The organism is Enhygromyxa salina, from assembly GCF_002994615.1.
Taxonomy (GTDB): domain Bacteria; phylum Myxococcota_A; class Polyangia; order Nannocystales; family Nannocystaceae; genus Plesiocystis; species Plesiocystis salina_A.
Genome location: NZ_PVNK01000112.1, coordinates 1 through 20,044, shown reverse-complemented (window position 1 = coordinate 20,044; position 20,044 = coordinate 1). Strand labels below are relative to the sequence as shown.

General features: G+C 68.5%; 22 protein-coding genes, 3 tRNA genes and 1 pseudogene. 12 read left to right on the top strand and 14 right to left on the bottom strand.

Annotated elements, in window-relative coordinates:
* Nucleotides 1-128: 128 nt before the first annotated feature.
* Nucleotides 129-1,067 carry a polyprenyl synthetase family protein gene (locus ENSA5_RS10715; protein ID WP_106391540.1) on the top strand — a complete coding sequence of 313 codons (939 nt, stop codon included), beginning with the start codon at nt 129-131 and terminating at the stop codon, nt 1,065-1,067.
* A 66-nt stretch (nt 1,068-1,133) separates the two neighbouring features.
* Nucleotides 1,134-1,207 (top strand) — tRNA-Asp (locus ENSA5_RS10710).
* Between the two features lie 433 nt (nt 1,208-1,640).
* On the opposite strand, the gene ENSA5_RS10705 is transcribed toward ENSA5_RS10710, so the two are convergent.
* Complete coding sequence (locus ENSA5_RS10705) at nt 1,641-2,621, bottom strand: spermidine synthase (RefSeq protein ID WP_106391539.1); 981 nt, start codon at nt 2,619-2,621, stop codon at nt 1,641-1,643.
* A gap of 98 nt (nt 2,622-2,719) precedes the next feature.
* On the opposite strand from ENSA5_RS10705, the gene ENSA5_RS10700 reads away from it, so the two are divergent.
* Nucleotides 2,720-3,187 (top strand): hypothetical protein, encoded by a 468-nt coding sequence (locus tag ENSA5_RS10700; RefSeq protein WP_146155556.1) that lies wholly within the window; start codon nt 2,720-2,722, stop codon nt 3,185-3,187.
* On the opposite strand, the gene ENSA5_RS10695 is transcribed toward ENSA5_RS10700, so the two are convergent.
* Entirely contained in the window at nt 3,184-4,989 is a 1,806-nt protein-coding gene (locus ENSA5_RS10695) for a J domain-containing protein (protein ID WP_146155555.1), read from the bottom strand. The two genes, ENSA5_RS10700 and ENSA5_RS10695, sit on opposite strands and share 4 nt — an antisense overlap.
* Before the next feature lie 115 nt (nt 4,990-5,104).
* Here ENSA5_RS10695 and ENSA5_RS10690 point away from each other — a divergent pair, with 115 nt between their 5' ends.
* Both ENSA5_RS10690 and ENSA5_RS10685 read left to right on the top strand, forming a co-directional pair.
* A complete protein-coding gene (locus ENSA5_RS10690) occupies nt 5,105-5,896 on the top strand; it encodes a Stp1/IreP family PP2C-type Ser/Thr phosphatase (RefSeq protein ID WP_106391536.1) in 792 nt (263 codons plus the stop codon).
* 66 nt (nt 5,897-5,962) lie between these two features.
* Nucleotides 5,963-6,036, top strand: a tRNA-Arg gene (locus tag ENSA5_RS10685).
* A gap of 40 nt (nt 6,037-6,076) precedes the next feature.
* On the opposite strand, the gene ENSA5_RS10680 is transcribed toward ENSA5_RS10685, so the two are convergent.
* Both ENSA5_RS10680 and ENSA5_RS10675 read right to left on the bottom strand, forming a co-directional pair.
* The gene (locus tag ENSA5_RS10680) at nt 6,077-7,192 is read right to left on the bottom strand and encodes a tyrosine-type recombinase/integrase (protein WP_106391535.1); all 1,116 of its coding nucleotides are present in this window, start codon (nt 7,190-7,192) and stop codon (nt 6,077-6,079) included.
* 94 nt (nt 7,193-7,286) lie between these two features.
* Nucleotides 7,287-7,451 carry a helix-turn-helix domain-containing protein gene (locus ENSA5_RS10675; protein ID WP_219906764.1) on the bottom strand — a complete coding sequence of 55 codons (165 nt, stop codon included), beginning with the start codon at nt 7,449-7,451 and terminating at the stop codon, nt 7,287-7,289.
* A 347-nt stretch (nt 7,452-7,798) separates the two neighbouring features.
* Here ENSA5_RS10675 and ENSA5_RS35810 point away from each other — a divergent pair, with 347 nt between their 5' ends.
* Both ENSA5_RS35810 and ENSA5_RS10665 read left to right on the top strand, forming a co-directional pair.
* Nucleotides 7,799-8,173, top strand: coding sequence for a hypothetical protein (locus ENSA5_RS35810; protein ID WP_181197615.1), 375 nt, complete (start codon nt 7,799-7,801; stop codon nt 8,171-8,173).
* The gene (locus tag ENSA5_RS10665) at nt 8,170-8,475 is read left to right on the top strand and encodes a hypothetical protein (RefSeq protein ID WP_106391532.1); all 306 of its coding nucleotides are present in this window, start codon (nt 8,170-8,172) and stop codon (nt 8,473-8,475) included. Before ENSA5_RS35810 ends, ENSA5_RS10665 begins: the two co-directional genes overlap by 4 nt.
* Nucleotide 8,476: 1 nt before the next feature.
* Here ENSA5_RS10665 and ENSA5_RS10660 read toward each other — a convergent pair whose 3' ends face one another.
* Together ENSA5_RS10660 and ENSA5_RS39910 are read right to left on the bottom strand one after the other, a co-directional pair.
* The gene (locus ENSA5_RS10660; protein ID WP_181197614.1) at nt 8,477-9,577 is read right to left on the bottom strand and encodes a hypothetical protein; all 1,101 of its coding nucleotides are present in this window, start codon (nt 9,575-9,577) and stop codon (nt 8,477-8,479) included.
* A gap of 464 nt (nt 9,578-10,041) precedes the next feature.
* Nucleotides 10,042-10,158: pseudogene (locus ENSA5_RS39910) on the bottom strand (helix-turn-helix domain-containing protein); the annotation flags it as partial.
* A gap of 236 nt (nt 10,159-10,394) precedes the next feature.
* Between ENSA5_RS39910 and ENSA5_RS37420 the strand changes: the two are divergent.
* Nucleotides 10,395-10,455, top strand: a tRNA-Leu gene (locus ENSA5_RS37420).
* A gap of 199 nt (nt 10,456-10,654) precedes the next feature.
* Here the strand turns inward: ENSA5_RS37420 and ENSA5_RS10650 are convergent.
* Nucleotides 10,655-11,179: an RNA polymerase sigma factor gene (locus ENSA5_RS10650; RefSeq protein ID WP_106391530.1), complete on the bottom strand. Its 525-nt coding sequence runs from the start codon at nt 11,177-11,179 to the stop codon at nt 10,655-10,657.
* A gap of 118 nt (nt 11,180-11,297) precedes the next feature.
* On the opposite strand from ENSA5_RS10650, the gene ENSA5_RS10645 reads away from it, so the two are divergent.
* Complete coding sequence (locus ENSA5_RS10645; RefSeq protein ID WP_106391529.1) at nt 11,298-12,854, top strand: serine/threonine-protein kinase; 1,557 nt, start codon at nt 11,298-11,300, stop codon at nt 12,852-12,854.
* Here ENSA5_RS10645 and ENSA5_RS10640 read toward each other — a convergent pair.
* From ENSA5_RS10640 to ENSA5_RS35805, 6 genes are all read right to left on the bottom strand, one after another.
* On the bottom strand, nt 12,851-13,372 hold the full coding sequence (locus tag ENSA5_RS10640) for a hypothetical protein (RefSeq protein WP_106391528.1): 522 nt from the start codon (nt 13,370-13,372) through the stop codon (nt 12,851-12,853). The two genes, ENSA5_RS10645 and ENSA5_RS10640, sit on opposite strands and share 4 nt — an antisense overlap.
* An 83-nt stretch (nt 13,373-13,455) precedes the next feature.
* Entirely contained in the window at nt 13,456-13,935 is a 480-nt protein-coding gene (locus ENSA5_RS10635; RefSeq protein WP_106391527.1) for a hypothetical protein, read from the bottom strand.
* A 68-nt stretch (nt 13,936-14,003) separates the two neighbouring features.
* Nucleotides 14,004-14,531 (bottom strand): hypothetical protein, encoded by a 528-nt coding sequence (locus ENSA5_RS10630; RefSeq protein ID WP_106391526.1) that lies wholly within the window; start codon nt 14,529-14,531, stop codon nt 14,004-14,006.
* Between the two features lie 40 nt (nt 14,532-14,571).
* On the bottom strand, nt 14,572-14,970 hold the full coding sequence (locus ENSA5_RS10625; protein ID WP_106391525.1) for a hypothetical protein: 399 nt from the start codon (nt 14,968-14,970) through the stop codon (nt 14,572-14,574).
* A 59-nt stretch (nt 14,971-15,029) separates the two neighbouring features.
* Entirely contained in the window at nt 15,030-15,500 is a 471-nt protein-coding gene (locus ENSA5_RS10620; protein WP_106391524.1) for a hypothetical protein, read from the bottom strand.
* A 53-nt stretch (nt 15,501-15,553) separates the two neighbouring features.
* Nucleotides 15,554-16,291, bottom strand: a complete 738-nt coding sequence (locus ENSA5_RS35805; RefSeq protein WP_146155552.1) for a sensor histidine kinase — start codon at nt 16,289-16,291, stop codon at nt 15,554-15,556.
* A gap of 105 nt (nt 16,292-16,396) precedes the next feature.
* Between ENSA5_RS35805 and trmB the strand changes: the two genes are divergently transcribed.
* Complete coding sequence (gene trmB, locus ENSA5_RS10605) at nt 16,397-17,020, top strand: tRNA (guanine(46)-N(7))-methyltransferase TrmB (protein ID WP_181197613.1); 624 nt, start codon at nt 16,397-16,399, stop codon at nt 17,018-17,020.
* The gene (locus ENSA5_RS10600) at nt 17,017-17,859 is read left to right on the top strand and encodes a patatin-like phospholipase family protein (protein WP_258182814.1); all 843 of its coding nucleotides are present in this window, start codon (nt 17,017-17,019) and stop codon (nt 17,857-17,859) included. Before trmB ends, ENSA5_RS10600 begins: the two co-directional genes overlap by 4 nt.
* Nucleotides 17,860-17,878: 19 nt before the next feature.
* Here the strand turns inward: ENSA5_RS10600 and ENSA5_RS10595 are convergent, their stop codons facing one another.
* Nucleotides 17,879-18,694, bottom strand: coding sequence for a hypothetical protein (locus ENSA5_RS10595; protein WP_181197612.1), 816 nt, complete (start codon nt 18,692-18,694; stop codon nt 17,879-17,881).
* Between the two features lie 164 nt (nt 18,695-18,858).
* On the opposite strand from ENSA5_RS10595, the gene ENSA5_RS10590 reads away from it, so the two are divergent.
* The gene (locus tag ENSA5_RS10590; protein ID WP_106391519.1) at nt 18,859-19,938 is read left to right on the top strand and encodes a hypothetical protein; all 1,080 of its coding nucleotides are present in this window, start codon (nt 18,859-18,861) and stop codon (nt 19,936-19,938) included.
* Nucleotides 19,939-20,044: the final 106 nt, after the last annotated feature.

Genomic DNA, 20,044 nt, shown 5'->3' with positions numbered 1-20,044 from the left:
CTCTGCGGCGTTCCTGAACCTCGAGCCCGAACTCGACCCTAACCCCCAAGAGCAAGGCTGTCCAGGGTTTGAACGAGAACTGCCCTCAGATTGACAAGGGTTGTACGGCGGGTCAGGCTGGCCTCGACATGGACACCTCGAGTCGGGCCTCGGATTGGGCCTCAGATCGGATTGAGGCCGCCCTCAACCGAGCTCTGGGGCGCTGCGAGACCCAGGCGACGCCGCCGGCTCTGAGGGCCGCGATGCGACACGCCGTGTTCCCGGGTGGCGGGCGTCTGCGGCCGAATTTGTGCCTGAGCGTGGCTGCGGCCTGTGGTGTCGGCTCCGAACTCGACGCCCAGGCCGACATCGGCGCTGCGATCGAGCTGCTCCACTGCGCGTCGCTCGTCCACGACGACCTGCCCTGTTTTGACGACGCCGCCCTCCGTCGCGGCCGCCCGTCGGTCCACGCCGCGTACGGCGAAGAGCTCGCCGTGCTCGCCGGGGACGGGCTGATCGTCCTGGCCTTCGAGCTCGTGGCCAGCGCCCGGATCTCACCCGCCCTCGTGCCTCCCCTGATCCGATGTATCGCCCGAGGTGTCGGCGCTGGCGGGGGCCTCGTCGCCGGGCAGGCCTGGGAGTCCGAGCAGAGCGTTGGCTTGCGCACCTACCACAAGGCCAAGACCGGCGCGCTGTTCGAGGCCGGCGCTCACGCGGGCGCGCTGCTGGCGGGTTCGGCCCCCTCTCGGGCCCAGTCCTGGGGGGCCTTCGGTGCCCGGCTCGGCGAGGCCTACCAGGTCGCCGACGACCTGCGCGATACCCTCGACGACACCGCCAGCCTCGGCAAGCCGGTCGGCCAAGACATGGCCCACGACCGCCCCAACGCCTGCATGACCCTGGGCATCGAGGGCGCCCTCGAGCGCCTGCGCGCGCTCCTGGATCAGGCCGTCGAGGCCATGCCCGCCTGCCCCCAGCCCGAGCGCGTCGTCAGTTGGGTCGAGGACTTCGGGGCCCGCCTGTACCCGCGCGCCGTGCGGGTTCACCAGCCCAGCGCAAACGGCACAGTCGTCGCGGATCTGCGTGCATAACGCTATCAAAGTTTGCTTGACACCGGCCGGTTCATCCCTGAGACTCCCGGCTCCAAGAACGACCAGGGGGCGGTAGTTAAGTCGGTTATAACGCCGGCCTGTCACGCCGGAGGTCGCGGGTTCGAGTCCCGTCCGCCCCGAAAGAAAGCCCCGAACCCCGGGGCTTTCTTTTTTTTAACTGCCAGTCTGTCACGACCCGTCTGGCCCAGCCCGTCCGGCCCTGTGGTCAGAGACGCGCGCCGACGATCAGACACGAGCACGAGCCCCCCTCTGGGGGGCCACGGATGCGACCGCGCAGCTGATACCAGCCGACCGAGCGACCGAGCGAAGCGAGGGCGCGACCGGCCGCTTGCGGCCGTGCGTGGCAAAGTCGCTGACGCCCGCGGGGGGCAAGAACGACCCTGTGGTCAGAGACGTGAGCCGAGGATCAGACACGAGCACGAGCCCCCCTCTGGGGGGCCACGGATGCGACCGCGCAGCTGATACCAGCCCACCGAGCGACCGAGCGGAGCGAGGGCGCGACCGGCCGCTTGCGGCCGTGCGTGGCAAAGTCGCTGACGCCCGCGGGGGGCTCTAACCAGCCGGGTACGCGCAGCCGGCGATGCACGTCGTGTTGTGGCGCTGGGCCGCCGACTCGAGCTCGCTGGGGTTGAAGTCGTCGGTCAAGACCGAGGACTCGGTGTCCCAGTCGGTTCGCATGTAGTAGCGCGCGGTCAGCCCGAGGATGTCGAAGTCGAACTTCTCCGCGACCGCCCGCGCGTGGCTGCGGATCTCGTAGGTGCCGACCCGCTCATCCGAGGCCGAGGCGACGAAGGTCGTCTGGTTGCCGCTCTCGGACACGAACGAGTAGCGGTGCGGGAACACGGCCGCGAGGGTCTCGCGATCGTGGGGGTACATGCGCGTGAGGTTGTGAAGGTTGGCGACCACGACCCCGCCGGGCGTCAGCTTGGCGAGGCAGGCCGCGTAGGCCTCGCGGGTCTTGAGGTGGTAGGGCACGAACACGCCGCGGAAGGCGTCGAGCATGATCAGATCCCAGGGCTCGGCGGCGTTCTCGATGAACAGGCGACCGTCGCCGACGTGGGTCCGGTAGCGCGGGTTGTCGGGCACGCCGAAGTACTTGCGAGCGAGGCGAACGACCTCGGGGTCGATGTCGACGGCGTCGATCTCGAGCCCGGGGAAGCGCTCGAACAGGTAGTTGGAGATCTGCCCGCCGCCGAGGCCCATCATCATGAAGCGCTTGGGCGCGGGTTGGATCAAGAACCCGGCCATCATCGTGCGCGAGTAGTCGAGGTCGAGGCTGTTGGGGTGGTCCATGTCCCAGCGCGACTCGATGTAGCGGGTCCCGTCGACGACGAAGTACATGGTCCGGATCGAGCCGCGCTCGGTGACCATGATCGTGTTGTATTCGCTGGTCGCCTGCTCGAGCAGCTTCTCTTCGGCGGCCTCGGCTCGGCGTGGCCAACCCGCGAGCGGGGCCAGCAGCGCGGCCGAGGCCCCCGCGCGCAGCCACGCGCGCCGGGTCCACTCGGGATCTTCGGAGCCCTCGCCTTGCATCGCGGCCGAGCATAGCGCGGTCTCGTGCCCGGCCCGCGCGAGGTCTGCGCGGAGCCAAAAATTTGCGATCCGAGCGCGAACTGGGCTGGATGGGGATCGTGCGACTGACAGCGCTCATCGGCATGCTGGCCCTCGGCCTCGCCCTCGGATCGATCGTCCTCGGTCACCTGATCCTGGTCCCCGCGCTGCAGGCCGACACGACCCTCGTCGACGCGAACCTCGCGCGAGCGCTGGCCGAGCCCCTCGCGCTGCGGACGGCGGAGCTGGCCCTCGCGGCCTGTGTGATCCTGACCGCGGTCGCGCAGCGGTGGCTGCGGCACGGCGCCGGGACGACCCTGGCCCTGATCGCAACCGGGATCGCGGGCGCCGACCGCCTCGGCGTGCTGCCGCGGGTTCACGAGGCGTGGGGGCGGGTCGATCTCGTGGCCATGCGACCGCAGGTCCGGATCGAGGCGGCCGAGCAGCTCTCGCTGGTCCACGAGGTCACGACCGCGTCGCTGGTCGTGATCCTGATCGCGATCGCGGGCCTGGCCAGCGTGCCCCGCTCGCGGCCCGGCAAGAGTTAAGACTTCTTGAACAGCCCGCGGAGGCCGCCGAAGGCGCTCTTCTTCTTGGCGTCGTCCTTGGCCTCGGCCCGGGACGAGCTCGGACCGCGCTCGCGCAGGTGGAGCGCTCGGAGCTGACGCTCGGCGTCGATGTTGCGTGGGTCGAGCTTCACGGCCGAGGCGAAGCTCTGCTTGGCGTTGTGGGCCTCGTCGATGCCGAGCTGGATCAGGCCCATGAAGTAGTGCGCGCGCGCGCAGGCGCTGTGGTCTTCGACGAGCTTGCTCAGCTGGGTGATCGTCACCAGCGCCTGCTGGCGATCTTGGGACCCGATCCGAAACTGCGCGTAGTACAGCGCGGCCTCGATGTCGCTGTCTTGGGGGCTGAGCTCGTGGGCGCGCTCGAACATCTCGGCGGCCCGAGCCCACTGCCTGGCCCTGAGCAGCTTGTCGGCGTCGCGGGCGATCATCTCGGCCTCGAAGGCGTTGCGGACGACCGAGGTCGTGTCTTCGCCGGCCTTGAGCGAGCCGCCCATGCGCAGGGTCTCGCGCAGCTCCTCGCGCTGGTCCTTGTTGGACAGGATCCCGTAGGCCTCCGACATCGCCGCGAACACGGCTTCGACCCGCGGACGCAGGGCCGCGCGGCCCGAGCCCTCGAGCGCGTCCGGGTGGTAGGTCTTGCTCAACTGCGCCCAGGCTGCGCGGATGTCGTTGCGCTCGGCGTCGATCGAGAGGTCAAACAGCGCGAAGGCGTTGGCCTCGTTCGCGACCTTGGCCTCGAGCTCGGCGAGCACGGTCTCGAACTCGGCCTCGGCAGCCTCGGCTTCGGGCGTGGGTGCGGGCGTGGGCGCGGGCTCGGGCTCGGGCTCGGGCTCGGACTTGGTTTGGCGCGGTGGCGGTGGACGAGGTGCGGCGGGCTTGGGCGCGGGCTTGGGCCCAGACTTGGATCGTGCGCCCGCGCCGGTCCTGCCCGCCGAGGCCTCGCTTTGCTGCCCGAGCGTGACCCCGAGCTGCTGCGCGGCCGCGGCCGCGGTCGCACCCTTGGCGATCGACTGCAGCGCGTCGTCGCCGACGCGGAGCATCTGCGAGACCCACAGCGTGTAGACGATCTGCAGCGCCCGGCCCGGCTCGACGCCCGGCTGCATCAAGCCGCCCATCGTGACGCCTCGGGCCAGCGCTCCGAGGATCTTCGCGTCGCGGGTCGAGAACCCGAACTGCCGCTCGTAGCGGGCCAGCGCCGGGGTCGCGACCATGTCGCCGCCGAGCGAGGCGCCCATCTCGGCCTTTATCCGCGCGTCGTCGTAGTGGGCCCCGATCCCGGTCAGCAGCAGCGCCAACACGTTGACCTGGGCGAGCTCGTCGTCCTGGCCCTTGCCGTGCTCGACGGCGGTGACGATCGCCTCGCCGCCTGTGACCCCGGGTGCGAACAGCTCGCTCAGCTTGCGCGCGCACTGTTCGCGGAGCGCCTGGGTCCGGGCCGCGGCGTCGATCAGCTCGAGCTCGACCAGGACCTCGCCGAGCATCGCACCGCCCGCGGCGTGGACCTCGAGCGCGCGCTCGAGCCCGCCCGCGTCGATCGCCCCGGCCCTCAGGAGCAGCTCGCCGAGGCGCGCGTCTGGGCTGCTCCAGTCGCAGAATACTGGCATCCCGCCGCGGACCCAGATTGTTCGCTGGCTCGTCTGCTGGCCGCCTGGATCGCGCTGTTCGAGGGCGACCGTGCCCGTGAAGCGCTGGCGGAGGAAGGCGAACAACAGCCGCGGCACGCTGACCCCTCCGGCCCTGGGATCGAGGCTGTAGGTGCGCGAGCCACCTGATGAGCCGGTCATGCGCAGGCAGGTTAGCACGGTCCGAGCCAGTACTTTCTGGCCGGACCCACGGCGACCCTGCTAACGTCGCCGGACCAGCCATGACGCAGCGTGAAATTCGAGGGGGGTCGCGTCCGTGAGCATCAGCTTCGCAGTCGGACCCGACCGCGTACGCTTCGCCGGCAAGACCGACGTCGGCCGCGTCCGCGCCCACAACGAGGACAACCTGCTGATCCCCGACGAGGTCCCGGTCGCGGTCGTGTCGGACGGCATGGGCGGCCACGCCTGCGGCGAGGTCGCGAGCCAGATCACCGTCGAGGTCATCGGCGAGTTTTACAAGCGCGCCGTCCAGGAGGGCGCGCGGACCTGGCCCTTCCGGCTCCCGCAGGTCGAGCTCGAGAAGAACCGGATGGTCACCGCGATCAAGCTGGCCAACTCCGAGATCTTCGACACCGCCGCGGCCGAGGCCGAGAAGAAGGGCATGGGCTGCACGGTCGAGGCCATGTTCTTCGCCCAGGGTCGCTTCTACATCGGCCACGTCGGCGACAGCCGCGTCTACCGGATCCGCGACGGCGCGATCCAGCTGATGACCGAGGACCACTCGCTGCTCAACGACTGGCGCCGCATGAAAGAGATGAGCGGCGACGAGATCCGCAACTTCCCCCACCGCAACGTCGTCGTCCGCGCCCTCGGCCTCGGCGAGCACGTCGCCGTCGACGTCTACGTCGAGGAGTACAAGATCGGCGACATCTACCTGATGTGCTCCGACGGGCTCAACGACATGCTCGAAGACGACGAGATCCTCGAGCTGGTCGAGACCAAGAAAAAGCGGCTCGACGGGGCCTGCACGGCGCTGATCGACGCCGCGAACGAGGCCGGCGGCAAGGACAACGTGACCGTACTGCTCGCCCACGTGCTCGAGGCCTGAGCGGGCGAAGGCGACGTTCGCGGGGGCTTTTGCGGGCCGGGGTGGCTGTGCTAGAACCCCTGCCACGCGCTCGTAGCTCAGCTGGATAGAGCACCAGGCTTCGAACCTGGGTGTCGGAGGTTCAAGTCCTTCCGGGCGCGCTTTTTGTTTAGTTAGATCATGGACTTGCGTGTGGTGGCGTCACCGACTGCGACGGGCGTGATCGGCGTGTGCTGTCAGTGTGCTCTTGCTGTGACCGAGTAGCTCGACAGCGTGACCGCGGGCAGCCGGACTCAGGTGGGCGTAGCGCATGGTGACCTTGATGTCGCTGTGGCCGAGTAGTTCCTGGATCACCTTGATCGAGGCACCGCGGATCGCGAGTTGCGAGGCGAAGCTGTGGCGCATGGTGTGCGCGCCGATCATGCGGAGGCCCGCTCGCTTGCACGTGCGGCGCAGGACCGGGCGGACCTGGTGGTCGGCGATCGGGGAGCCGTCCTCGTGGCAGAACACCAGCGGACCGCGAAGGTGCCGGTGTGCTCGCAGAGCCTCGAGTGCCCGATCGTTGAGCGGGATCGTTCGTGACTTCCAGTTCTTCGGCGCGGTCTCGATGTTGCGGGTGGTCGAGCGACGGACCACGAGCTTACGCGCTCGCAGGTCGATGTTCTCCCAGCGCAGGGCGAGCAGTTCGCCCCGCCGAAGCCCAGTGTTGAGCGCGACGACGATCAACCGCTGCCAGTCGGGCTCGACGGCCGCCGCTTCGATCAGCTGCTCGGCCTCGTCGAAGTCGAGGAAGTCGAAGCTCGGCTCCTCGGTCTTCAGCCGCTTGATCCGCGGCACGTGGGTGAGTAGCTCGTCGTCGCACGCGAGCTTGAGCATGCCGCTGAGCACGGACAGGACGTTGTTGATGGTCTTGGCTTGCTTGCCGGCTTGGCGCAGCGTCGACACGAGTTGTCGGATCTCCCTCGGTCGAACTTGATCGAGTCGCTTGCGACCGAGCTCGGGGAGCAGGTGAAGCCGGATCGTGGCCTCGTACTCTTGGACTGTGCTCGGCTTGAGGCGATCCCGGGCGTTGGCCAGGAAGTCCTCCGCGTACTCGGTGATCGTTGGAAGCTGCGCTTCCTCCTTTCCCCAGGTACCAGCGAGTAGCTGCTCACGGACCTGGCGTTCGTACGCCTGTGCGGCCTTGCGGGTCGGGATGGGCGAGGTCTTGCGAACCTCGGCCCTGCGACCGTTGGGCAGCGTGACGACGACGTGGATCATGTAGGTGGTTCGGACGCGACCTTGCTTGTCGGTCCACTTTCGTTGACGGACGCTCATCGTCCCTCCTTCGAGAAGGGTTGCGATGCCGCGTGTTCGGGAGCGCCAGAGTAGCGCGACGACCCTACGCGCGGACGGGTAGATCGCTTCCGAGTCAGCGGAGGATCGCGTGGCGCGAGAAGAGGTAGCGACGACCGAGGCGACGATGCGGGATCTCGTTGCGTCGGGCGGCGGCGTAGATCGACTTGCGATCGACGCCGAGGAGGTCCGCGACCTCGTCGGCGGTCATCACCGGCGAGGCATCGGAGTTCGCAACCATGACGATCGGCGTAGCACCGTCACGTGGTGATGCATGGTTCGAGCTCGTGGGGAACCGGTGGATCGGTGCCGCGTTGCGAGCTCGTGAAGAAATTGAATTCGGCGATTCACTCCGTGAAATTCTGCAGATGGTGCGGAGATAAGTTTCCCCCACGCCCGATCCACACGCGGAACACACGAACTGGAAAAACCCTCGCCATCTGCACGTGGCGGGCTGTGGGCGGCCATCTGTCGTTTTCTTGAATCAACGCCGACATCGGCGGGTGGGACGCTCGAATTTCGGCGCCTCACGCGTGAACCCCTGCCGCCAGTTGGCGGCAGACCGAACCACGAGGATGGGACCGACTCATGTGCTGCGCCATGCTTGTCGCCGGCAGCTGGAAGACCGCCTGCGAAAGCCGACCCCCGGCGCTGTCGATGTCCAGGCCCGGATCGTGGGCGATCTCCGGTGCCGCGTTGCGTTGGTCCTCGGGGTGGGGCTACGCTGCCTTGGTGGGAGTCCGCGCCACAGTCCGAAACGGTCGCCTGGTCGTCGACGAGGAGATCGCCCTTCCCGAGGGAACCGTGGTGAATCTCGTGATCGACGACGAGGGCGACGAACTCGACGAGCGAGAGCGTCAGGCCCTCAACGCAGCGATCGATACCAGCCTCGAGCAGGAGGCTCGGGGCGAGGTCAACCCTGCGGAGAAGATCCTCGCGCGTCTTCGTGAGCGCCGTCGGTGAACAAGGCTGTCGTCACAACCCAGCTCGCCGACGTCCAGATCCTCGAGATCGACGGGTGGTGGCGAGCGCATCGCGACAAGGCGCCCGACCTCTTCGAGGAGGAGCTTGCTGATGTCCTTCGGCTCATCAGCACCGCACCCGGGGTGGGGAAGCGCTACCCTCACCCCCGCGAGCACGTGCGCCGGGTGATGATGCGCAAGACTCGGCACCACGTGTACTACGTCGAGCGCGAGGAGTACGTGCTTGTCGTGGCGGTCTGGGGATCGGTCAAGGGGTCGGGGCCGGATCTCGGCGGGCTGTGAGTCAGCGATACGCTTCCGCAAGCGCGGCGGCGACGCCCGTCTCGTGCAGGTCGGCGAACGCCTTGGTGAAGAACTCCTCGAAGTGCTGGACCTGATTGCTGGCGCCAAGGATGGGCTCGAGCGGGGCCCGGAGACTCAGATCCTGCCAGGAGGCCTCATGGGCAGGATGCGCGTGCCACTCGACGTTGCGCTCATGCAACGCGGCGAGGTTCTCTCGGACCGCCTCGCAGCCCGCCATCTTGTTGGCGTGCTTCGGCTCCGTCTCCAGCCACACGGCGAGCTTGGGGATCCCCTCGCTGATGATCCCCGCCATCAACCAGGGGAGATCACCCTTGGCGTCTGGATTCGTGCTGGTCCAGACCATCGAGCGTCGATGGCCCATGAACATCTTGCGAGAGTGCTTGATCGGTCCGAGCTTCAGACCGCTACGTTCGAGTAGTGGAACCAATCGCGCGACCAGGCCGTCGACGCGCTCCTGGGTTTGGGCGCCGTAGCTAGCGTGGGCTCGGAGAAGGGCGAGGTCATCGAATCGGATCGGGTTCTCGGTCATGGTGTGCGTCCACAGGTGGTCGCGGATGAAGCCCGCGAGGTGTTTGGCGAGCACGGCCTCACCGGGCGGCAGTGAGTCGTCGATGATGGCGCGTTCGACTCGGAGCCCGAGCTCGGTCCACGTCAGAGGCTTCCATGGGCATTCGAGCCCCTCGGGCAAAGTGATCGTGGGGTCCGTGCTCAGGACGAAGCCGGCTCGCGCGCTCCTGACGTCCTCCTGGACGTCTTGCTTGGCGAGCCATGCGTCGTAGTTCCTGACTTGGTGGACCTCGTCACTCCGTGCGGGCCCATCATCGCGTTCATGCAGCGCCCTAATCGGAGAACTGTAGTTGAACCCACCGAAGACCTTGAGCTCGACCGTCCAGAGCAAGACCCAGGCATCGGTGTCAGGATCGGCGGCAGTGATCCGCAAGTCGTCGCGCTTGGTCTCGATCGCCTGCTCGGTAGCGACGTGTATTGCGGCGGACCCCAGGGCCGGAAGCTTGCCAAGCCCCGCGTGATCGGCCAGCCAGCGCATGAGCTGTTCACGGAGCACTGGGGTGTTGACCAGCACACCGCAGAGCATCTCGGCGCAAGGTCGCTCGAGTGGCGGTGTGCGGAGCACACGGGAGAAGATGTTAGTTTCCCCGAGTGGTAGGTCTGTACGCGCGTGCTCGCTATGCCGGGTAGGGAGCAGTGTCGGGCGCACGGCCACGCCAGATTCTAACCACTGCCGAGCCCTCGGATGGCCTTGATCAGGTTGAAGGCGATGCGCTGCTCGCGGTCCGAGAGACTAGCGATGGCGTCGATGAGCTCCCGGGAGAGATCTCGCTCGCCGAGTTCGTAGCTGGCGAGCAGGGTTGACCGGGCGAGGGCTAGCAGCCCGGGGTGCAATGCCTCGCGCCGCCTCGCTTGGCCTTTTCGCCGATGGCTTTGTCGCCAAAACTTGCAGTACGCCCGGTACAGCGGCGTTTTGGCTTCGCGCCCTCGGCGAACATTCCGGCGCGAGGCGACACGAGGCATTGCACCCCGGGCTGCTAGCCCATGGCAGAGCTTGCCGATGGTGTCCATCGACGGCGAGAATGAGCCCTGCTCCATCCGCCGGATCGTGTCGGCCGAGAGGCCAGAGCGCTCGGCGAGATCTTCCTGAGTCAGGCCGCGGGCCCGACGGAGACCCTTGAGACCAAGCTTGTAGCGACAGAAACAGCGGCTGCAAAACTGGCACTGGCAAGCACAAGCGTAGCGTGACGGACCGAACACATGTGCTCCGTATGTGCTCCAACTAGGCGGATCTCACCGCCCCCAGACGGCACCACCCGGAGACCCTCCCCACCCCCACACCCAGCCTGACAGCCAGCCGCCGCCCGAACACGCGACATCAGTCATCGTTCACGGGGTTGGCCGATCAGGCTTCGAACCTGGGTGTCGGAGGTTCAAGTCCTTCCGGGCGTGCTTGTTTGTGCATGGTGGGCTCGACGTCGCTGTGGCCGACTCCGTCCTGGATGAGCTCGCTCGAGGCGCCTTGACTCAGGGCTCGCACACACACGCCGCGCCCTCGACCTCCTCGCTGAACTCTTCGCCGGGGTCGGTCGGTCGGTCGAACGATCGATCGGCACACCCCAGGCCATGACCCGAGCGAGGTGACTACAAACTACGAGGCTATGGGCGCGCTCCGAAGCTGCAGGATCGCGCGGTGAAGTCGAACCCTCACCGTGCCCGGGTGCAAGCTGATCTCGGAGGCGATCTCTTGCGGTGAGAGCCCGCGCAGGTGCCAGTTGATGACCACGCGGTAGGGCGTGGTCAGGGCTGCGATCCGCTTGCGTAGCGAGCTGCGCTGGCGTTGGCGGTTCACGCGGGAGACCCCGCTGGTCTGCGAGTCGGGCAGCTCGCTCGCGGGCGTGCGGACCAGCACTCGCTCGCGCTGCTGCCGGCGCCAGTGGTTACGAACCTGGTTCGAGGCGATCTTGTTGATCCACCGCTGCAAGCTCCCACCGACGAAGTCCTCGTGCTTGGCCAGGGCCGTGGCGACGGCCGACTGGGCCAGATCCCTCGCGGCGTCGTCGTGGACGCGCTTGCGGATGTAGCGATAGGCCAACGCGTACAGGCGCGAGCCGAACTCCTCGCCGTGACGCCTGGGGTCCGCTCGCCAGCGCTCCAGCAGATCTTCGAGCTCCACGGCGGCAAATTATCACGCTTGATCGTGGACGTGACCTGGCCGAAAGGTCAGCGATCCTCGTCGTCGAGCATCACCCGTGAAAGCCCACCGGTGATAGGTTGTCGGCGAGGTCAAGCCCGTGGTTGGCGACGCGCCCGAGGACGAGTTCGACGAAGACGAGGACGACCGCAAGCGCCTCACGGTCGAGGAGCTCGACGCCGAGCACGAGCGGCTGACGGCTTCGTGGTCGCCGCTCGACAGGTTCGCCGCTCGCGTGGGGATCGTCGAGAGCCTCAGCGCGGTCGGCACGGACCGACACAGCACCGCGCTGGGCAAGTACGACGTCGCGCGCGAGGTCGCCCGCGGCGGCATGGGGGTCGTGTTCGAGGCGCTCGACCGCGAGCTCGATCGCACGGTCGCGCTCAAGCTCTGGTACGAGCCAACTGGGGCGCCGGACGAGAAGATCCGGCGTGAGGCCATGAACCTGGCCCGCTTGAACCACCCGAACGTCGTCGTGGTTCACGAGGTCGATCGCGTCGATGACCTCTTCTACATGGCGATGGAGTTCGTTCAGGGCAGCGATCTGCGCGCGCGACTGGCCGAGCCCTTCGAGTGGCGTGAGGCGGTGGGGCTGTTCATCGAAGCCGGGCGAGGACTCGCCGCCGCGCACGAGGCCGGGCTCGTGCATGGTGACTTCAAGCCCGAGAACGTGCTCGTCGGTGACGACGGGCGCGTGCGTGTCGCGGACTTCGGCGTCGCCCGGGCGCTGTGGACCGACGGAGGCGATCGGGGCCGCGACGCGAGGCCAGCGGATCGACCTTCGAGCGACAGCCCCGTCGGCGGGACGCCGGCCTACATGGCGCCCGAGCGCCTGGCGGATCAGCGCGGGGATCCGCGCTCGGATCAGTTCTCGTTTTGTGTCGCGCTGTGGGAGGTGATCTTCGGTCAACGGCCCTTCGTCGGGCAGACCGACCTGGCGCTGTGGCTTGCGATCACCGAAGGGCAGCCGGACACGCCCGCGGATGTGTCCGGGATCCCCGAGCGTCTCGTCGCGGCCCTGCGACGAGGGCTCGCCTCGCGGCCGGCGGAGCGCTTCCCGGGCATGGGCGAGCTGCTCGACGAGCTCGGCGACTGCCTGCGTGAACCCGAGCGGGAGCTCCGCCGACGAAAGGCACGGATCATGGTCGTGACGAGCGTCTGCGTGGGATTGGCGATCGGCGCGACCGTGATGGGGCTTGCGACCAGGTATGTCGATCTCGACCCCGAGACCGTGGCGGCGAAGGGCAGCTCGCAGCGAGGCCTCGGCGTCGAAGATAGCGAGCCGCCGCCCTTCGCCAGTAGCGACGAGGTCATCGCCGCCTTCAGCGAGTGGCAGGCGATGGAGCCCGATGACCCGAGTCTCGAGTTCACCGAACGAGGTGTGGCCCTGGCAGCAGACATGGAGCGCTCCGCAGTCGCGTTCATGAAGGCGGGAGACAGGCCGAGCGCCGCCTCGACGTTGATGTTGACCAAGATCATTTTTCACTACGCGAGCCGACACTACGCAGGCCTGGGCCTGGTGGAGGCCGAGTTCAAGGTCCGCAGCCGGGAGATCGCCGCACTGCGGATCATCGATGAGCTCACGGGCGGATCTCACTCCGCGGAGATTGCGACGCTCGAAGCCGAACAAGCTGAACTCGAAAAGGCCGGACGCTAGAAGGGCTCGCCCCCGTAGCACTCGACGACGCCGCTCTGGTGCTGATACGGCGCCCAGCAGTAGTACAGCTCCCCGTCACACATCGGGTGCTTCGGGTCGAAGCCCACGCACGGGCCGTTGCAGCACAGCAGCGCCCCGCCCGCCTCCGCGGGCGGCACGAAGGTCGCCTGACAGTAGCCCGCGTCGCAGGCGTCATCGAAGGGCTGGTAGCAGGCCACGCGTCCGTCGATCAGCTCGCCGTACTCGCACCACATCGTGAACCCAGACCGGCAGCGTCCGTTGGCGTCCGGGGGCACGCAGCGGGCGTCGTCGCGGTCGAGCTCGCAGCAGATGTCTTGGGCCCACACGGGCGGGGTCGGGCCCGTCGGTTCGCAAAAGCGGGACACGGTCGTCCCGTCGTCGTCGGTAGCGACCGAACCATCGGCGTCGAGGTAGACCTCGGCGCACAGGTCCGGCGCCTCGGCGAGGCCGGAGTTCGGGATCAGCAAGAGGGTGGAGATCGCGAGGATGCGTTTCATCCGCCGATCGTGGACTGATCGTGGACGATGAGCATCGACGCGGTTCGACCGCTGTCTGGGTCAGTTCGGGCTTGTCCTTAGGATCACCTCGACTTGGGCTGTGTGGGTCCGCGCGGCCAGTATCGAGTCGCGCTGGTCTTGCCGCCACGCTCGACCACGCCGGCCGCGACCAGGCGGGCGAGGGCGGCCTGCAACTTCCAGCGCGGCCCGCCGAGGCGAGCGCGAAGGTACTTGGCGCTGACTGCGGTGTGAGGGGAGTCGAGGATGACGCTCTCGACCAGCGCGTCGAAGACCTCGCCGTCGGCCCGCTTGGCTCGCTCGAGCAGGGCGCGGTTGATCAGCGGGCCGCCGTCGTCGGGCAGCTGCAGGTCACCCCGCTCGGAGCCGACGCCGACGAGCAGGTCACCCACGGTCAGGCGCGCGAGGGCCTCGGCGCATGGAGACTGGGAGTGGACGCAGCGGGAGAGCTCGGCGAGCGTCCACTCGGGGTGCGCACGCAGGACGAGGATCAGCGCTTGGCGCTCGGACTCGCGCAGGAGGGTCTCGACCTCGGACGCTCGCATCTACCCGGCTGTAGGTCCGGGCCGCCGGGATCGTTTCGTCCCCGAGCTCGGTCGGGGACGCCGCGCCGCTACTGCCCGCCCATGCCGCCGGACGCGGGCTGGGCCGGCGCCGCGGCGCCACCGCCCATGCCCCCAGACGCAGGCTGGGCCGCGGGCGCGGTCCCGCCCCCGAGCTTGCCACCAGCCGCGGGCGCGACCGCGGGCGCCCCGGCCTTGTCGAGCTTGTTCGAGGGAGCGTCCTTGCCCCCGGTCTTGACCTCGACCTTGGCCTTGGTCGCGCCGCCAGCCTTGCCGTCAGCCTTCTCGAACTCGGCCAGGTACTTCTCCATCCGGGAGTTCAGCGCGCTGAGCTTCTTGATCTTCTCTTCGTCGGTCCCGGCCTTCATCGCCTCTTCGTGCTCCTTCTCGAACTCGGCGACCTTCTTCTCGAACTCGGCCTTGTTCTTGGGCTGCTTGGTGATCAGCACCGAGATCTTGTCTTTGTTGGCCTTGAACCGGCTCTCGGCGCCGTCGACGGTCGGCTTGCCGCAAGCGGCGACGGCGAGGGTCAGGGATCCGGCGAGGAGCAGGGCGGAGATCTTGGACGGGAGCTTCATGATGGTCTCGACTGTGTTTCGATAGCGGGGGCCAGGAGGTTCAGTTGTTGTCGGCGCCGCCGTAGGCCTCGGCCTCGAGGGTGTCGGCGGCGCGGGCGACGAAGAACATCGCCTTGCGGAAGCTGTTGTCGTCGCTGCCCGCGACGCGCAGGGAGTGCTTGACGATCACCTCGTCGTCTTTGATCGCGGTGCAGCCATAGGACAGGCGGACCGAGTAGCGCATGACCGCGGCGAGGTCCCGGGCGACCGAGATGTGACCGGCGACGGACCACACGTAGGCGACCGCGTCGCCCTCGGGGTCGTTGCCCAAGGCGAGGGTCACGACCTGCGTGCGGCCTGCGTCGAGGGTGACCTCCACCCGGATCTCGCCGTTTTGATCCTGGCGCAGCGGCCAGCGCTGTCGAGTCGCGATGCGGTTGATGATGTCGATCAGGTTCACGGGCGTCTCCAGCGGGTAACGAGCTTGTCCGAGACGCTAGTCGACGCCGCGACGGAGGGTCAAGCGCCCTCGCTACGCATCCAGCTCGCGCGCTGGCGGGACGTGTAGATCACCCGACCCTCCTGCTCGTAGCGAAATTTGTAGGTCGCGAAGCGCTGACCCCTGATCTCGCGCAGATCCTCGACCTTCAGCTCGCAGCGCAGCGGTGGCCCGATCTGACCCAACCCGCGAAAGCGCGCATCGAGGATGTTGGTCCCGAACCCGACCCAACCCTCGCTCATGCGCAGGCCGAGGACCGTGACCGCGTGGATGTTGCCGAGCGTGCCCGTGATCTGAACCATGATCACGCCGGGGATGTGCTTGGGCTGACCCGGCCACGGGCGCTGGGCGACCACCATCGGGTGGTCGGCGAGGGTGGCCGTGTCGCAGATCCCAACGAGGTGGTCCTCGCCGCTCTCGACGACGTCGTGGACGTACCACTGGTCGGGCGTGTACAGGCTCTCGGACGTGAACGCCTCGGGGATCCCCACAGGCCGACTTTAGCAGCCCCACAGGCCGATTCGAGCCGCCCCACAGGCCGATTCTAGCCGCCCCACTCAGGCGTCGGGGGTCGGACCCTGGACGTCGCAGGGGCCCACACCGCCAGCGCGCCGGCCTCGGGTCGGCAGTCACAGTCGCGCGCGTCGGCGAGCAGCTCGTCGACCCACGCGTAGATCTGAGGTTCGATCTCGAGCGGGCCCCCCGGTCCCTGCAGGGCCACGGTCAGACACAGCTGGTCCTGGCTTACCCGGCCTCGCACCTTCACCGTCATCTCGTCGCCGCGCCCGGCCCGGAGCTGAGCGCACACGCCGACCAAGGCCGCGAGCGTGGCCTCGCGCATCGAGCTTGGCTCGACCGCGAGTCGGTCGATCTCAGCGGTCTCGCGCACGAGCCTCGCGCGCGAGGCCTCGACGCGCTCACCGACGAAGCCGAGGAGCTCGTCGAGCAGTCGGCCCCAGGTCGCGGCCATGTGTCTGCTCTCGCCGTCCGAGAGCCTGGCGCGCACGCGGCCCGAGGCGACCAGCACCCGGCGGATGCGCTCGACCGAGACCAGCGCCCGATCGAGGCGCGCGACGCCGGGGCCGTCCGGGGCCTGGGCCCGGAGCTCGTCGCGGGTCAGCTCGACGAGCATGGCCAGGCTCTGGAGCGGGTTGCCGAGCTCGTGGATGACCCGCTCGTGAACCGCGCGCGCGAGGCGAAGCTCGCCCGCGAGTCGGCGCGCGCGCGTGTGCGGATCTTCGCAGGGACAAGGACCAGGTGAATCGAAATCCGCGTCAGGCATCGATCGAGCGTGGACTATGGGGGCTGCGCCTGTCGAGTGTTCTCGCCGCGCGTCGAACCGAAATGTATGCACCCTTGGGCGGGGTTTGCTATTGCAAGCCGCTCGGTGCGAAGCATTCGCCAGCACGTCAACCCGCTCGGGGCTCAGTATCTGGTCGCGCGCGCGGAGCAGGTGGAGATCCCGGCCGTCGCCGAGCGGGTCGAGGTCGAGCTTGGCTGCGCCGACGCCCAGTTCTCCTTCGACCTCGCCGAGCGTCACCCAAGCTGGTTTGTGGTCGGGCTCGAGATCCGCGAGGCGCTCGTCGAGCGCAACCGCGAGCGCGCGCGCAAGGCCGCCCGGGCCAACCTCGCGTTCGGCTACGTCAACATCAACGTCGATCTCGAGCGGGTGTTCACCCCGGGCTCTGTCGATCGCTTTCACGTGTTGTTCCCCGATCCATGGTTCAAGCATCGCCATCGCAAGCGGCGCGTCGTCGATCCCGGCATGCTCGAGGTCGTGGCCAGCTTGCTCCGCCCCGGCGGCGAGCTGCACTTCGCCAGCGACGTGTTCGAGCTCGCGCTCGCGGCCATGGCCGAGCTCGAGGGGGTCGAGGCCGCCGCGCTCGGGTTTCGCAACCTCGCGGGCGAGTGGTCCTTCACCCGCGACAACCCCTGCGACGCGAGCAGCCGCCGCGAGCAGATCACCCTGGGCCGGGGCCAACGCGTCTGGCGGATGCGCTACTGCCTATGAAGATCGCAACCCACGCCGACTGGCTCGCCGCCGAGCCCTTTACCCTGGTCCTGAGCGCCGGCTTCTTTGGCTTCTACGCTCACGTCGGGTTGATCTGCGCGCTGGAGCAGTCCGGCCTGGTCCCGCGGCGGGTGGTCGGGACCTCGGCGGGGGCGATCTCGGGCGGGCTCTGGGCCAGCGGGGTGCCGGGCGAGGAGCTGGTCGAGATGCTCGTGGGACTGCGCCGCGAAGATTTTTGGGATCCGAGCTGGGACGAGCTGCGTCGGTCTCGACGACGGGCGCGGCGGCGGCGGGAACTCGACGAGGGTCGCGATCCGGGCACGGCCCTGGGGCTGCTGCGCGGCCGCAAGCTCGACGCCCTCCTGCTCGACGGCCTCGCCCGCGCCCGCGCCGACAGCAGCCAGCCCTTGGTCGAGCGGATCGAGCAGTGCCCGATCCCCTTCGCGGCCGTGACCCACGAGCTCCGCGCTCGTCGCACGTGGGTCCACGAGCGCGGACCGCTGCGCCCCGCGATCCGAGCCAGCTGCGCGCTGCCCTTGATGTTCGGGCCCGTGCGGATCGGCGGCCGCCTCCACGCGGACGGGGGGATCAGCGATCGCCCCGGCTTCTCGGCGCTCGCGCCCGGCGAGCGCGCGCTCTACCACCACCTGCCGCATCGCTCGCGGTGGCCGCGGCTGTCCGGCGACGAGGCCGGCGAGCGCCGCGACCGGGCCGAGCGCAAGGTCATCGTCATCGACGACCTGCCTCGGGTTCACCCCGGCGCGCTCGCGCGCGGGGCCGCAGCCCTCGAGCGCGCTCGCGAGCACACGCTGCGCTGGCTCGGCGCGCCGAGCGAGTGAGTGAGTCCGGCCAGGCGGATCAGAGCGGGCCGTCGCCGCCCTTGAGCTCGATCGGCTTGGACTTCTTCTCTTCTTTTTTCTTCTTCTTCTTGGTGTTGCCGCTGTTGTTGGCGGCCGGGTTGGCGTTGGGCGAGATCGTCGCGTTGCCGCTCTGGGCCGCCTTCGGGGCCTCGGTGTCGTCGGGGACCTCGGCGGCCTTGATGACCCGCTGGGGCTCGGTCGGCCCCTGCTCTTTGGGCTTGTTGGCCTGGATGTTCTGCCAGGCGAAGAAGCCCCCGATCCCCGCGGCCGCGACCAAGACCACGCCGAGGAACACCCACTTGCCCCCGGCGCCCTTGGGCTTGAGGTCGTCGTCGTCGTAGGACATCGGCGCGGGGGCGTCGAAGCCCCCGCCCCCGCCCGCGGGACTCGGGCTCGGGCTGCCGAACGGGTTCCCGGCCGCAGACGCGAGGGTCTCGGCGACGACCTCGGGCGTGTTCGTCGCAGCCGCGGTCCCAGCTGTGGTCGCGGCGAAGTGGGGGGCCGAGAGCTCGTCGTCGCCCTGGGTGATGGGCGGCGCGACCTCGGCGGTGGCCTCGTCGTCTTCGTCACCGTCCTCGTCGTCTTCGGCGACCGCCTCGAGCTGGGCGTACAGCGACTTGATCTCGGCGTCGAGGCGATCGAGGGCTGCGGTGTGCTGCTTGAGCGCGGCGGGGTCGTCGGAGGTCTCGATCGCCTCCTCGTGCTGTCCACGCTCTCGCTCTAGATCGTCGAGGCGGGCGAGTGACGTCTCGATCCATTCCGGGGAACCAAATTCCATCGTGGGCAGGTCTCCTTGCTTGCTCCCGACGCTCATCGAGTGGGGAGGGCGGCATGATACACACCTGTGGGTTGCGCCCAAACAGCAGATTTGGCTGTGGGAGGCGCGCCATCTTTCCTAAACTCAGCGGGGGCCGCCGGAACGCGATGAGTACCGCGGGAAGCGCAGATCTGAGGTCGTCCGCGAGCGGGCCAGGCTGGTTGGTCGGCCCATGCTTCGACTCGGCCTGCATCGCCTGGGCGTGGGTCCCCTTCTACCTGTTCGTGGTCTTCGTCTTGGGCCTCGACGGGAGCTGGTCGATCGGCGGACGTGACGGCAACGGGACCGAGCCGGGCCTGGGCCTGGCGATGCTGCTCGCGCTCGGTGTCAGCTACGTCCATCGCCACTACACCTTCTTGTTGGTCTACGGCGATCGGGAGACCTTTCGTCAGCGGCTGCGGGCCTACACCGTGGTCCCCGCGCTGTTGTTCGTCGCGCTGGCGCTGATCCTGCGGGTCCAGGGCGAGCTGCGCCTCGAGCTGTTCGGGCTGAAGCTGCGGCCGTGGATGCTGGTCCTGATCGTCACGGGCACCTGGAACATGTGGCACACGATCATGCAGCGCCACGGGATCGCCCGGATCTACGCGGCCAAGGCTCGCGGCGGGCTCGAGACGCGCGCGCACGGTCGTCGAGATCTGCGCCTGCTGTGGTCCGCGGTCGCGCTCACGGCGGTGCTCACCACGATGTTCCGGCCCTCGACCTTCGCCGGGATCGGCAACGCCCGAAAGCTGCTGGAGACCGTCGACCCGCTGATCCACGGCTGGCTGGGCTGGGCGGTCCTGGCCCTCGTCGCCAGCGTGACCTTGAACCTCGGCCTGAGCTGGCTCGGCCACGAGCGCGCCGCGACCCTCGAGCTGCGCGAGCGGATCCCGCGGATTAATTTTTTGAGCTCGACGGCGGCGCTGCTGGCGGTGTTCGTGGCCCACGGACCGATCGTCGGCTACCTGTGCTTCGGGGTCGCCCACGCCGTCGAGTACGTGTTCTTTTTTCACGTGTTCGGCCGCCGCAAGTTCGCCGCGCGGGCCGACGCGCAGCGGGGCGTCGCGGCCCGGATGCTCGCGCGCCCGCTGGTCTGGGGCCCGATCATCGCGCTCGCGCTGTCAGGCTTGTTCTTCGCCCTCGTGGATCACCGCAGCAGCGAGCCCTACCTCGTGTACTACACGGCGACCTCGCTGCTGCACTTCCTGTACGACGGCTGGATCTGGAAGGTCCGCAAGCCCGACGTTGCGAAGCACCTCTAGGCGCTCAGGCGCTCAGCCGTCCGCCTTGGCGTCGTCTTTTTTGGCGTCGTCTTTTTGGTCGGCGCCGGTCGGATCTTTGGCGTCGGGGGCCGGGGCGTCGGGGGCC

What these genes read in the sequence shown, in the direction of transcription:
- ENSA5_RS10675 (WP_219906764.1), bottom strand. Translation starts at nt 7,451, where the DNA reads ATGGTTGCGAACTCCGATGCCTCGCCGGTGATGACCGCCGACGAGGTC.
- ENSA5_RS10630 (WP_106391526.1), bottom strand. Translation starts at nt 14,531, where the DNA reads ATGAAGCTCCCGTCCAAGATCTCCGCCCTGCTCCTCGCCGGATCCCTG.
- ENSA5_RS10640 (WP_106391528.1), bottom strand. Translation starts at nt 13,372, where the DNA reads ATGAAACGCATCCTCGCGATCTCCACCCTCTTGCTGATCCCGAACTCC.
- ENSA5_RS35810 (WP_181197615.1), top strand. Translation starts at nt 7,799, where the DNA reads ATGTGCTGCGCCATGCTTGTCGCCGGCAGCTGGAAGACCGCCTGCGAA.
- ENSA5_RS35805 (WP_146155552.1), bottom strand. Translation starts at nt 16,291, where the DNA reads ATGCCTGACGCGGATTTCGATTCACCTGGTCCTTGTCCCTGCGAAGAT.
- ENSA5_RS10695 (WP_146155555.1), bottom strand. Translation starts at nt 4,989, where the DNA reads ATGACCGGCTCATCAGGTGGCTCGCGCACCTACAGCCTCGATCCCAGG.
- ENSA5_RS10680 (WP_106391535.1), bottom strand. Translation starts at nt 7,192, where the DNA reads ATGAGCGTCCGTCAACGAAAGTGGACCGACAAGCAAGGTCGCGTCCGA.
- ENSA5_RS10600 (WP_258182814.1), top strand. Translation starts at nt 17,017, where the DNA reads ATGAAGATCGCAACCCACGCCGACTGGCTCGCCGCCGAGCCCTTTACC.
- ENSA5_RS10595 (WP_181197612.1), bottom strand. Translation starts at nt 18,694, where the DNA reads ATGAGCGTCGGGAGCAAGCAAGGAGACCTGCCCACGATGGAATTTGGT.
- ENSA5_RS10715 (WP_106391540.1), top strand. Translation starts at nt 129, where the DNA reads ATGGACACCTCGAGTCGGGCCTCGGATTGGGCCTCAGATCGGATTGAG.
- ENSA5_RS10705 (WP_106391539.1), bottom strand. Translation starts at nt 2,621, where the DNA reads ATGCAAGGCGAGGGCTCCGAAGATCCCGAGTGGACCCGGCGCGCGTGG.
- ENSA5_RS10635 (WP_106391527.1), bottom strand. Translation starts at nt 13,935, where the DNA reads ATGCGAGCGTCCGAGGTCGAGACCCTCCTGCGCGAGTCCGAGCGCCAA.